Origin of the sequence: Kosakonia sp., assembly GCF_032052965.1 — a bacterium.
In the GTDB taxonomy this organism is placed as follows: domain Bacteria; phylum Pseudomonadota; class Gammaproteobacteria; order Enterobacterales; family Enterobacteriaceae; genus Kosakonia.
Map to the genome: position 1 here is coordinate 41,517 of NZ_DAMBVN010000011.1, position 13,082 is coordinate 54,598.

General features: G+C 54.7%; 10 protein-coding genes. 4 read left to right on the top strand and 6 right to left on the bottom strand.

Going from position 1 to position 13,082, the window contains the following annotated elements; translation table 11 throughout:
• Window positions 1–235 precede the first annotated feature (235 nt).
• On the top strand, window positions 236–1,423 hold the full coding sequence (gene metC / locus RTX30_RS14330; protein WP_312690828.1) for a cystathionine beta-lyase: 1,188 nt from the start codon (window positions 236–238) through the stop codon (window positions 1,421–1,423).
• Window positions 1,424–1,539: 116 nt separating this feature from the next.
• Window positions 1,540–2,199 (top strand): DedA family protein, encoded by a 660-nt coding sequence (locus RTX30_RS14335; protein WP_312690829.1) that lies wholly within the window; start codon window positions 1,540–1,542, stop codon window positions 2,197–2,199.
• Window positions 2,200–2,237: 38 nt separating this feature from the next.
• Here the strand turns inward: RTX30_RS14335 and RTX30_RS14340 are convergent, their stop codons facing one another.
• The gene (locus tag RTX30_RS14340) at window positions 2,238–3,137 is read right to left on the bottom strand and encodes an AraC family transcriptional regulator (RefSeq protein ID WP_312690830.1); all 900 of its coding nucleotides are present in this window, start codon (window positions 3,135–3,137) and stop codon (window positions 2,238–2,240) included.
• 194 nt (window positions 3,138–3,331) lie between these two features.
• Between RTX30_RS14340 and yqhD the strand changes: the two genes are divergently transcribed.
• A complete protein-coding gene (yqhD, locus tag RTX30_RS14345; protein ID WP_312690831.1) occupies window positions 3,332–4,495 on the top strand; it encodes an alcohol dehydrogenase in 1,164 nt (387 codons plus the stop codon).
• Between the two features lie 102 nt (window positions 4,496–4,597).
• On the top strand, window positions 4,598–5,425 hold the full coding sequence (gene dkgA, locus RTX30_RS14350) for a 2,5-didehydrogluconate reductase DkgA (RefSeq protein ID WP_312690832.1): 828 nt from the start codon (window positions 4,598–4,600) through the stop codon (window positions 5,423–5,425).
• Window positions 5,426–5,474: 49 nt separating this feature from the next.
• Here the strand turns inward: dkgA and RTX30_RS14355 are convergent, their stop codons facing one another.
• The 5 genes from RTX30_RS14355 to RTX30_RS14375 form a co-directional block, all read right to left on the bottom strand.
• Window positions 5,475–7,652, bottom strand: coding sequence for a YgiQ family radical SAM protein (locus tag RTX30_RS14355; protein WP_312690833.1), 2,178 nt, complete (start codon window positions 7,650–7,652; stop codon window positions 5,475–5,477).
• Between the two features lie 122 nt (window positions 7,653–7,774).
• Window positions 7,775–9,187: a cell division protein FtsP gene (gene ftsP, locus RTX30_RS14360; protein ID WP_312690834.1), complete on the bottom strand. Its 1,413-nt coding sequence runs from the start codon at window positions 9,185–9,187 to the stop codon at window positions 7,775–7,777.
• A gap of 72 nt (window positions 9,188–9,259) precedes the next feature.
• Window positions 9,260–9,997: a 1-acylglycerol-3-phosphate O-acyltransferase gene (gene plsC / locus RTX30_RS14365; protein ID WP_312690835.1), complete on the bottom strand. Its 738-nt coding sequence runs from the start codon at window positions 9,995–9,997 to the stop codon at window positions 9,260–9,262.
• A 222-nt stretch (window positions 9,998–10,219) separates the two neighbouring features.
• A complete protein-coding gene (parC, locus tag RTX30_RS14370; RefSeq protein ID WP_312690836.1) occupies window positions 10,220–12,478 on the bottom strand; it encodes a DNA topoisomerase IV subunit A in 2,259 nt (752 codons plus the stop codon).
• Between the two features lie 118 nt (window positions 12,479–12,596).
• Entirely contained in the window at window positions 12,597–12,986 is a 390-nt protein-coding gene (locus RTX30_RS14375; protein ID WP_312690837.1) for a YgiW/YdeI family stress tolerance OB fold protein, read from the bottom strand.
• Between the last annotated feature and the right edge of the window lie 96 nt (window positions 12,987–13,082).

The window sequence follows — 13,082 nt, forward strand, 5'->3', positions numbered from 1 at the left end:
GCAAATCACAAAAATCTGTGCGCCATCATATCAAAACGACGTCGAATTGATAGTAGTTCTCATTAGTATTTGCATAGTGCCTGAATTGAAAAGTGTTTTCTTTGCGCTTACTCAGTAAACCGCCCTAATGAATACTTATCAGAAAAAATTCGCCCCCACACTGCAAACACAGGTGCATCGGCATGCAATCATGGTAGTCTGGACATCCAGACGTATAAAAACAGGTTGAGCAATAATGACGGCAAAGCATCTTGATACCGCTCTGGTTAACGCAGGGCGCAGCAAAAAATACACGCAGGGATCGGTGAATAGCGTTATCCAGCGTGCCTCCTCTTTGGTGTTCGATACGGTCGAAGCCAAAAAGCACGCCACGCGTAACCGCGCCAATGGCGAACTGTTTTATGGCCGCCGCGGCACGCTGACTCACTTCTCTTTACAGGAAGCGATGTGCGAGCTGGAAGGCGGCGCCGGATGCGCGCTGTTCCCCTGCGGGGCGGCGGCGGTCGCGAACACCATTCTGGCGTTTGTCGAACAAGGCGATCATGTGTTGATGACCAACACCGCCTACGAACCGAGCCAGGATTTCAGTACCAAAATCCTCGCTAAACTCGGCGTTACCACCAGTTGGTTTGATCCCTTGATCGGGTCGAGCATTGTGCGTCTGATCCAGCCGAATACCAAAGTGGTGTTCCTGGAATCACCCGGCTCAATCACTATGGAAGTGCACGACGTCCCGGCGATTGTGCAGGCAGTGAGAAGCGTCGCGCCGGAGGCCATCATTATGATCGATAACACCTGGGCGGCAGGCATCCTGTTTAAAGCGCTGGAGTTTGATATCGATATTTCCATCCAGGCTGCGACCAAGTACCTGATTGGCCACTCTGACGGCATGATCGGGACAGCGGTTGCCAATGCGCGCTGTTGGGAACAATTGCGTGAAAATGCCTATTTGATGGGGCAGATGGTCGATGCCGACACCGCCTATATGACCAGCCGAGGTTTACGCACGCTAGGTGTTCGCCTGCGCCAGCATCATGAAAGCAGCCTGAAAATAGCCGAATGGCTGGCCGCGCATCCGCAAGTGGCGCGCGTGAATCACCCCGCCCTTCCCGGCAGTAAAGGCCATGAATTCTGGAAACGCGACTTTACCGGTAGTAGCGGCCTGTTTTCGTTTGTATTGAATAAGCGCTTAAGTCATGACGAGCTTTCAGCCTATCTCGACCATTTTTCCCTCTTCAGCATGGCCTATTCCTGGGGCGGTTATGAGTCGCTGATCCTGGCTAACCAGCCGGAGCAACTGGCGGCAATCCGCCCGGATGGCGGCGTTGATTTTGATGGCACGCTGGTCAGGGTGCACATTGGTTTAGAAAACGTTGACGATTTAATTGAAGATTTAGCTGCGGGCTTCCAGCGTATCGTGTAAACCAGGTGACCGGGGCGAAGCATCAGAAAATTCTCTGTTTCTTGCGCCCCGGATCAAGGTGTTTTTGGCGAGTTGGAGTACAATAGCCTCCTCTACGCGGTACCACAGGAAAGTCCATGGCTGTTATTCAAGATATTATTGCTGCGCTCTGGCATCACGACTTTGCTGCGCTGGCTAATCCACACGTTGTGGGTGTCGTTTATTTAGTGATGTTTGCCACGCTTTTTCTCGAAAATGGCTTACTTCCTGCGTCATTTTTACCGGGTGACAGTTTACTGCTGCTGGCCGGGGCGTTAATCGCGCGCGGCTGCATGGATTTTGTCTCGACGCTGGTTATCCTCACCTCTGCGGCCAGCCTTGGCTGCTGGCTGAGCTATCTGCAGGGCAGATGGCTGGGCAATACGCGGGTAGTGAAAAGCTGGCTATCGCAGTTGCCGGTCAAATATCATGAGCGCGCTACCTGCATGTTTGACCGTCACGGTTTGCTGGCGCTGCTGGCAGGGCGTTTTCTGGCGTTTGTGCGTACGCTGTTGCCAACCATGGCGGGCATTTCTGGTCTGTCGAACCGCCGCTTCCAGTTCTTCAACTGGCTGAGCGCGCTGCTGTGGGTCGGCGTAGTCACCTCGCTGGGCTATGCCATTAGCATGATCCCCTTTGTCAAACGGCATGAAGACCAGGTCATGACCTTTCTGATGATCCTGCCCCTGTTCCTGCTGGTTGCCGGGCTGGTTGGCACAGTAGCGGTTGTTCTGAAGAAAAAGTATTGCAGCGCCTGATGCATGTGTCCCTCTTCTTGACGGAGAGGGACAACCAATTAGCTTCCCTGAATCATCCTTATTCTTGCCACATCTTCTCCCGGCGTTAGGCCAAAGTAGCGTTTAAATTCGCGGCTGAACTGCGACGGGCTCTCATACCCCACGCGCATGGCTGCAGCTCCCGCTTTCATACCATCATGTACCATCAACATGCGTGCTTTATGCAAACGGTACGTTTTCAGGTACTGCAACGGCGACGTGCTGGTGACCGACTTAAAGTTATGGTGAAACGCAGAGACGCTCATATTGGCTTCCGCCGCCAGTTGGTCGACGCTGAGATTTTCGGTGTACTGGCTTTCAATGCGCTTCAATACCCGACTAATCAGGCTGAAGTGAGTCTGACGACTGACCAGCGCCAGCAACGCCCCACCGCGCGGCCCGGTCAGCACGTGATACAGCATCTCGCGGATAATCTGCTTACCCAGGATTCGCGCGTCCAGCGGGCGTTCCATCACATCCAACAGGCGTTCGGCAGCACACAGGATCTCTTCTGATAAAATTGCAGAGTTAATCCCGCTCGCGGCGACATCCGGGCGAAAGTGTTCATCCTCGCCAATATCCATCAACAGCTCCTGCAATTGCAGGATATCGACGTTCAAACGGATGCCTGCCAGTGGTACCTCCGGCGAAGCGAAAGTCTCACATTCGAACGGCAGCGGTACCGTCAGTAGCAAGTATTCGTTGGTGTCATAACGGAAGATGCGTTCATTGATATAACCAATTTTGTGACCAGAGAAGAGAAAAACGATGCCGGGCTGGTACATTACCGGTGTGCGTGTTCCCGGTTGTGTACCGTACATCAGGCGAATATCCGGCAGCAGAATATTGAGCTTATTTTCATTTACTTTCAGTCGTTTAATTTTTTCAGTAAGCTGCTGACAAATCAATTCACGGTTCATTTTTCGCCACTCCGGCAAGGCATTTCGACCGCTACAGTGTGCAAATTTTTACGCTTTTTCTCCAGCCATAAAGAGAAACAGGCAATACATCGGCAGGAATGTGCATTGAGCGTTCTTCCCCCCGCGCCCACAATACTTCCCATCAGGCACTCTGCTGCCCTACTGTCTTTCACCCATTAAGAAGGGAACGAGCAATGAATAATTTTAATCTGCATACCCCGACCCGCATCCTGTTTGGTAAAGGCGCGATTGCCAACCTGCGCGAACAAATTCCGGCCAATGCACGTGTATTGATCACTTACGGCGGCGGCAGCGTAAAGAAAAATGGCGTACTGGATCAGGTCTACAGCGCGCTGGAAGGTCTGGACGTGCGTGAATTCAGCGGGATTGAACCAAACCCAACCTATGAAACGCTAATGAAAGCGGTCACTCTGGTTCGCGATGAAAATATCAATTTCCTGTTGGCGGTTGGCGGTGGTTCCGTCCTCGACGGCACCAAATTTATTGCCGCTGCGGCGCACTACGCCGACGGTATCGATCCATGGCATATTCTGCAAACACGCGGTAGCGAAATCCACAGCGCGATCCCGATGGGCTCCGTACTGACGCTGCCGGCCACCGGCTCCGAGTCCAATGCGGGCGCTGTCGTTTCACGTAAAACCACCGGTGACAAACAGGCGTTTCACTCCCCGTTTGTCCAGCCCGTTTTTGCAGTATTGGATCCGGTCTATACCTACACCCTGCCGCCGCGCCAGGTGGCTAATGGCGTGGTCGATGCCTTCGTCCATACCGTTGAGCAGTACGTCACTTACCCGGTCAATGGCAAAATTCAGGATCGTTTCGCCGAAGGTATTCTGCTGACGCTGGTAGAAGAAGGCCCGAAAGCGCTGCAAGAACCGGAAAATTACGACGTGCGGGCTAACGTGATGTGGGCCGCCACCCAGGCACTGAATGGCCTGATTGGTGCAGGCGTACCGCAGGACTGGGCCACACATATGCTCGGCCATGAACTGACCGCGATGCACGGTCTTGACCATGCACAAACACTGGCCGTGGTGTTGCCGGCATTGTGGAATGAAAAACGCGACACCAAACGCGCCAAACTGCTGCAGTACGCCGAACGCGTGTGGAACATCACTGAAGGTTCAGAGGACGCGCGAATTGATGCAGCCATTGACGCGACGCGTAACTTTTTTGAGCGTATGGGTGTGCCGACACGTCTGTCTGGTTACGGTCTGGATGGGAGTTCCATTCCTGCCCTGCTGGCTAAACTGGAAGAGCACGGCATGACACAGCTGGGCGAACATCAGGATATTACGCTGGAAGTCAGCCGTCGCATCTACGAAGCGGCGCGTTAAGACCAGCCCGGCAACAGCTTTCGTTTTTGATTTTTTCGACCACACTTAATGCACATCACCTTACCGGGCCTGTCCCGGTAAGCCTATTAAAAGGAGAAATGCATGACACATCCCACCGTGATTAAGCTTTCCGATGGCAGCCTGATGCCACAACTGGGTCTGGGCGTGTGGAAAGCGGGCAACGAGGAAGTGGTTGGCGCTATTCATAAGGCTCTGGACGTTGGCTACCGTTCTATTGATACGGCCGCGGCCTACAAGAATGAAGAGGGTGTTGGCAAAGCCTTAGCCAGTGCTGGCGTGGCGCGTGATGAACTCTTCATTACCACTAAGCTGTGGAACGACGATCAGCAACGCCCGGCAGAGGCGTTGAAGGAGAGCCTGGAAAAACTGCAGCTCGACTACGTTGACCTCTACCTGATGCACTGGCCGGTGCCAGCTATCGATCATTATGTCGAAGCATGGAAAGGCATGATCGCGTTGCAACAACGGGGACTGGCAAAAAGTATCGGCGTGTGCAATTTCCAGATCCCTCATTTGCAGCGGCTGATCGACGAAACCAGTGTTGCCCCGGCGATTAACCAAATCGAGCTGCACCCCCTGATGCAGCAACGTCAGTTGCATGCCTGGAATGCCACGCACAAAATCCAGACCGAGTCCTGGAGCCCGCTGGCGCAGGGCGGCGAAGGCGTATTCGATCAGAAAATCATTCGCGAACTGGCGGATAAATATGGCAAAACCCCGGCGCAGGTGGTGATCCGCTGGCACCTTGATAATGGACTGGTGGTGATCCCGAAATCTGTCACGCCGTCGCGTATTGCCGAGAACTTTGATGTCTGGGACTTCCGTCTCGATAAAGATGAACTGGCAGAAATCGCCAAACTGGATGAAGGGAAACGCCTGGGGCCGGACCCGGATCAGTTCGGCGGCTAAACCTCCATTCGCCACAAAAAAATGCCTGGTCGTCACCAGGCATTTTTTCTTAACGTACCCGCGTGGCTTTTTTCTTCACCGGTGCAGCAGTTTTACCGTTACTGCGTTGGTGCGCAATCGGTGCGTGCCGGGTGAGAGCGGGCTGTGCCTGGCGGTTCTGGCGACGTGCTTCGCGCATTTCATCCAGCGTTGGCGCAGGCACCAGGCATTCGCGGCGCGAGCCAATCAGGTGCTTCTTACCCATCGCTTCCAGCGCCTGGCGCAGCAGCGGCCAGTTTGCCGGATCATGGTAACGCAGCAGCGCTTTGTGCAGGCGGCGTTGTTTATCCCCTTTGGGCACCACCACGTCTTCGCTCTTGTAACCAATCTTCGACAGTGGGTTTTTGCCGGTGTAATACATGGTCGTTGAGTTAGCCAGCGGCGACGGGTAGAAGTTTTGCACCTGATCGAGGCGGAAACGGTGGCGCTTCAGCCACAGCGCCAGGTTAACCATGTCCTCGTCACGCGTGCCAGGATGCGCGGAGATAAAGTACGGGATCAGATACTGCTCTTTACCCGCCTCTTTCGAATAGGTATCAAACAGCTGCTTGAAACGGTCATAGCTGCCCATGCCCGGCTTCATCATCTTCGACAGTGGCCCCTCTTCCGTATGCTCTGGCGCAATCTTCAGATAGCCACCCACATGGTGTGTCGCCAGCTCTTTCACATAGCGCGGATCTTCCACCGCCAGATCGTAACGCACGCCAGAGGCGATCAGGATCTTCTTGATGCCTTTCAGATCGCGCGCACGGCGATAGAGGTTGATCGTCGGCTGGTGGTTGGTATCCATATGCGGACAGATATCCGGGTAGACACAAGAGAGACGGCGGCACGTTTGCTCCGCTCGCGGCGATTTGCAACGCAACATATACATGTTAGCGGTCGGGCCGCCCAAATCGGAAATCACGCCGGTAAAGCCCGGTACCGTGTCGCGGATGGCTTCGATCTCATTAATGATCGAATCTTCGGAACGGCTTTGAATAATGCGCCCTTCATGCTCAGTGATCGAACAGAAGGAGCAGCCGCCAAAACAGCCGCGCATGATATTGATGGAGAAACGGATCATCTCATAAGCCGGGATCCGGCTCTTGCCGTATGACGGGTGCGGCACGCGCTGATAAGGCAGCGCAAAGACACTGTCCATCTCTTCGGTAGAGAGCGGAATGGCAGGCGGGTTGATCCAGATATAACGATCGCCATGCTTTTGCAACAGCGCACGGGCACAGCCGGGGTTCGTTTCATGGTGCAAAATACGTGACGCATGCGCATAGAGGACTTTGTCGCTTTTCACCTTCTCAAAAGAAGGCAACAGCACGTATGTCTTTTCCCACGGTTTCGGACGCGGCGGCTGTACGGTAACACGTTTGGCCTCCTGCGCCTGCGGCTCCACGGGTTTGTTGTCTGCACAGGGTAGATCTTCACCATAGGGATGCGGGATCGGATCGATTTTACCCGGGGTGTCGATACGGGTGGAATCCACACCGCTCCAGCCCGGCAGCGCTTCTTTAACAATAATTGCCGTGTTGCGCACATCGCGGATGGTGGCGATCGGCTCACCAGCAGCCAGGCGATGAGCCACTTCCACCAGTGGACGTTCGCCATTGCCAAACATCAGCATATCGGCTTTCGCATCGATCAATACCGAGCGGCGCACCGTATCAGACCAGTAATCATAATGCGCGGTTCGACGCAGACTGGCTTCGATACCGCCCAGGATCACCGGTACATCTTTCCACGCCTCTTTACAACGCTGGGTGTAAACCAGCGTGGCGCGATCCGGGCGTTTACCCGCGACGTTATCCGGGGTGTAGGCATCATCGTGACGCAGCTTACGATCGGCGGTGTAACGGTTGATCATCGAATCCATATTGCCTGCGGTAACGCCGAAGAACAGATTCGGTTTCCCCAGACGCATAAAATCGTCTTTGCTGTTCCAGTCCGGCTGCGCAATGATCCCGACGCGGAAGCCCTGCGCTTCCAGCATGCGCCCGCAAATGGCCATCCCGAAGCTTGGGTGATCGACGTAAGCATCGCCCGTCACCAGAATAATGTCGCAGCTATCCCAGCCAAGTTGATCCATCTCTTCGCGCGACATCGGCAAAAACGGCGCCGGACCGAAGCAGGCAGCCCAATATTGGGGCCAGGAGAAAAGGTCACGATCCGGTTGGATCAGGGATATTGCGCTCATGTTGCTTCCAGAAATGGTAAAAAAATAATCAAAGGGCGGCGATTATACGCCGTAAGCCTGCATGAAATGAAGGGGGATTTTGTCAAGGCCTGAGGCGCGTCGCGCCATCAGGCATCGGGTATTTATGGCGCCGGATTGACCAGCAACTGCCCCACCGAACCACGGTCGCTCATCTCCAGCGTCTGGCTCTGGTACTGGAACGGGAAATGCGGCCATGACGGTTGACCGAACCACACCAGCAATTCGACCTGCCCATCGATCCAGACGGTATCTTTCCAGCCTCTGTCTTCCGGGAATGGCATGGCGCCATTGACATTGCGCACCTGGAACATGACGCCTTCCATATGGAACGACTGCGGCATTTCGGCGCGTACGGTCCAGCGCTCCCAGGTCCCCTGCTGGGTGGTGATATCAATACGCTGCGTATCCCACAACTGACCATTAATACCTGGATCGCTGCCGAGGGTAATATCGCGGCTACGCGTCGGCGTGCCGGTCATAATATCGGATGGCAACAGACGCATCGGCAGTGTATCGGTGACCAGCGGCAGCAACCCGGTTGGGCGCAACGTCAGCACCAGCGTTGAGATCAGAATGCTGGAGGGTTCAAAGAGGCCACGCAACCGGTCCATAATGCTCGCGGCTTCGCCGCAGGTGATCGAAACTTCATCACCATTGGTCATATCCACCAGCACTTCGCGGCGTTCGCCCGGAGCCAGTGACAATTGTTTAACCGATACCGGCGACGGCAGAAGCCCCTGATCGCCCGCAATAACATGCAGTGCACGGCCGTCGCTCATTTGTAACTGATAACGGCGGGAGTTAGAGGCATTCAGCAGGCGCAAACGCACCCAACCGCGAGACACTTCCACATACGGACTTTGCGCGCCGTTGACCATCAGTGTGTCGCCAACAAAGCCGCCGCTGCCCGGTTCGCTATATTCCGGCGTACCGAAGTTATCCAGCCGTTTGTCCTGAATAATGACCGGGAAATCATCCACACCGTAGTGATTAGGGATCGGCAGCGATTTACTGATGTCATCCTCTACCAGCCACATCCCCGCCAGGCCACCATAGACCTGCTGTGCGGTGCGGTTTGGGGTATTGGCGTGGTACCACAGCGTTGCGGCGCTCTGCCGGATTGGCAGCACCGGTGCCCAGTCATTATTGGCCGTCATCATGCGCGCCGCACCGCCAATCAACGGGCCAGGCACTTGCAGACCGCTGACGGTCATCGCCACGTTTTCCGCCAGTCGGTTGCTGTAAATCAGTTTGACGTCATCCCCGTTCCACACGCGAATGGTTGGCCCGAGATAACGCCCGTTAATCCCCATCACCTGGGCGCGCGTGCCGGTGGCAAATGACCAGTGCGCACGTTGCAAAGTGAGAAAAAGCGGCTGGCCGCGACGGGATTCTAAAAGAGGAGGAACGGGTAATGGCGGTTGCTGCCCGGCGGCATTTGCCCTCAGCGGCACCGCACCTGCACATAGCGCAACTCCGGATGCCTGAATAAACTGACGCCGACTGAGTGACATAATTGCTCCGTGTAACACTGACTCAATGCGCCGCAGGCATCACTGCCTGCGGTCTTGGTTGACAACAACAGGTTAAACCCGACCGGCGGCTTCACGCTCAGCCACTTCTTTATCGAGCTCTTCAATTTTCTTCGCCATCAGTTCACGGCAATGGGTGGATAACTCACGCACCTGATCTTTACCGAACCGGGAAACATCCACAGGCGGCAGCATCTCAACAATCACCAGCCCGTTACGCAGGCGGTTAAGGTTGATCTTGTTCGACGTATTAGAGACGCAGACCGGAATGATCGGCACACCGGCAGCAATTGCAGCGTGGAACGCGCCGGTTTTGAACGGCAACAGACCACGGCCACGGCTACGGGTGCCTTCCGGGAACATCCAGATAGAGATATTCCGTTTCTGGATCTGCTTCACCACTTCGGCAATGGTGCCATGCGCTTTAGCACGGTTATTACGATCGATAAGCAGGTTGCCGGTCAGCCAGTAAAGCTGGCCGAAAAAGGGGATCCACAACAGGCTCTTTTTACCCACAGTCACGGTTGGCGGCAGCACAATACTGGACGCCGTTACCATGTCGTAATTGTTCTGATGGTTAGCGATATAGATAGCGTTACCAAACTTGTCAGCATCCGGCGGCAGGCGGAGTTCCACTTTCAGGCCAAACACCGGTGCCAGGCGACCAAACATATGACCGAAGGTGGCGACATGTTTCGGGTTACGCGGACTGAACAGGCAGTAAATGGAGCCGAATAGACACACCAGAATGGAATAAATAACGACAATTATTACGCGAAAAATGAATAGCATAGCGACCTCTGAAGCCCATACCTTTGAGCATTATATACACGCCAGCGGCATTATGCTGGGGCTGGCGGCGCCACGATGAGCCAGCAACTGGCCTGGGCTTTTGTGTTATGCGGCCTTTAAAAAAGCGTATTGTTAATCGCAATTGCCGAATTAACAACGCTTTTACGGGAAATTTTAATGAGAAACGTGTCCCCGCGACGGACAGGGACACGCTCAGGCAGATTACTCTTCGCTGTCGCCCGCGCCCGGGCGTGAAGGGGAATCAATCTCAACGCGATCGATACGCTGCAAGCCACGCATCAGCGTACCGCGACGCCCGCGTTCGCCCTGCACTTTTTGCAGCTCTTCAGGACGCAGTTTGATTTTGCGTTTACCCACGTGAATGGTCAGCGTACTCTGCGGCGGCAGCAGATAGAGGTGTGCAAGTCCATCGGCACCGCTGACCGCATCTGCAGACGGGATCCCAATGATCTTGTTGCCCTTACCTTTCGACAACTGCGGCAGATCGCTAACCGGGAACATTAACATGCGACCGGCCGTGGTAATGGCCAGCAGCATATCGTCGTCGTTGTGGATCTCCAGCGGTGGCATGACCTTGGCGTTATCCGGCAGGCTAATCAACGTTTTACCGGCGCGGTTACGTGCCACTAAGTCGTTAAAGGTGCAGACAAAACCATAACCTGCATCGGAGGCCATCAGCAGTTTCTGCTCCTCGTTGCTCATGACCATATGTTCAACGGTCGCACCTGGCGGCAGCGTCAGTTTGCCGGTTAACGGCTCGCCCTGGCCACGGGCAGAAGGCAGCGTAATCGGGTCAATGGCATAACTGCGTCCGGTGGTATCAATAAACACCACCGGCTGATTGCTCTTGCCTTTTGCCGACGCTTTCCAGCTATCGCCCGCTTTATAGCTCAGCCCTTGCGCGTCGATATCGTGGCCTTTGGCGCTACGCACCCAGCCCATTTGCGACAGCACAATGGTCACTGGCTCTGACGGCAGCATATCGTGCTCGTTCATCGCTTTGGCTTCTTCGCGCTCATGCAGTGGGGAGCGACGATCATCACCAAATGCATCGGCATCAGCCTGCAGCTCTTTTTTCAGCAGGTTGTTCATCTTGCGCTCGGAAGCGAGGATCGCCTGCAGTTGATCGCGCTCTTTCGCCAGCTCGTCCTGCTCACCACGGATTTTCATCTCTTCCAGTTTGGCGAGATGGCGCAGTTTTAACTCCAGGATCGCTTCAGCCTGGGTTTCACTGATGCCGAAACGCGACATCAGGGCTGGCTTCGGCTCATCCTGAGTACGGATAATCTCAATCACTTCGTCGATATTGAGGAACGCGACCAGCAAACCTTCAAGGATATGCAGGCGCTTGAGCACTTTATCCAGACGATGATTGAGGCGGCGGCGCACCGTATCACGGCGGAACGTCAGCCATTCGGTGAGGATCTCCAGCAGATTTTTCACCGCCGGGCGCCCATCCAGACCGATCATATTGAGGTTAATACGGTAGCTTTTTTCCAGATCGGTCGTGGCAAACAGATGGTTCATCACCTGTTCCATATCAACACGATTGGAGCGCGGCACGATCACCAGACGCGTCGGGTTTTCATGATCTGACTCATCACGCAGATCATCGACCATCGGCAACTTTTTATTGCGCATTTGCGCGGCGATTTGTTCCAGCACACGCGCGCCGGAAACCTGGTGAGGCAGAGCTGTAATCACCACCGCGCCATCTTCTTTTTTCCATACGGCGCGCATGCGCACCGACCCGCGACCGTTCTGGTAGATTTTGCGGATTTCCGCGCGCGAAGTGATGATTTCCGCTTCGGTCGGATAATCCGGCCCCTGCACGATATCCAGCAACTGGTCGAGGGTGGTTTTTGGTTGTTCAATCAGGGTAATGGCCGCATTGGCGACTTCACGCAAGTTATGCGGCGGAATATCTGTCGCCATCCCCACCGCAATACCGGTGGTGCCGTTCAGCAAAATGTTCGGCAGACGCGCAGGCAGCATTTTCGGCTCCTGCAGCGTACCGTCGAAGTTCGGCACCCAGTCAACGGTGCCCTGGCCCAGTTCGCTCAGCAGTAACTCGGCGTATTTCGACAGGCGGGATTCGGTATAACGCATGGCGGCGAAGGACTTGGGATCATCCGGCGCACCCCAGTTACCCTGGCCATCAACCAGCGGATAACGGTAGGAGAACGGCTGCGCCATCAGCACCATAGCTTCGTAACAGGCACTGTCGCCATGCGGGTGATATTTACCCAAAACGTCACCCACGGTACGGGCCGATTTTTTGAACTTGGCGCTGGCGTTCAGCCCCAGTTCAGACATTGCGTAAACGATGCGGCGCTGAACAGGTTTCAGGCCATCACCGATAAACGGCAACGCACGATCCATGATGACGTACATGGAGTAGTTCAGGTAGGCGTTTTCCGTAAATTCATGCAGCGCAAGGCGCTCTGCCATATCGCTCATTAATCGTGATTCCTCAACATATGCGCCAGCCTGTACGGCGGCAATATTGCCGCAGATACTACCTTATCTGCGGCGAGGAGTCATAGCGATGCGCGATTTTTTCACACGTTATCGCCGCTTACTGCGCGACTTTACGTATCTCTTTGACGTCGATTTCTACCGAGTTCCAGTCTTTATCCACTTCCCCCTGGATCTCAACCGTATCCTGCGGTCCTACGGTAACGCCGTTCCAGCGCTTACGGTTGATATCAACATTTATGGTGCCGGTCGCATCCTTGAATAAATAGGTGTCATCAGAGACGCGCTCAACAATATTACCGCGCAGCGTTACCCAGGCATCATCACGCAACGATTTTGCGCTTTCGACGGTGGCTTTGCTGCCGTCTGGCCCGGTGAATCCGCCGCTCTGTTGCGTGGTTGCCGGCCCGGTAAAACCGCCCTGGTTTGCGGCGAAAGCCGGCGCGGAACATATGGCGAGTACAGCAAGGATTGCCGCTGTCTTTTTCATTTTCTTCTCCCTTTTTCCTGTGGTTTGCGACCATTTAACCCGACAGTTCTTAACGATTTCTTAAAGGGTAAAAAGATAATTTTTTTGCTGTACATT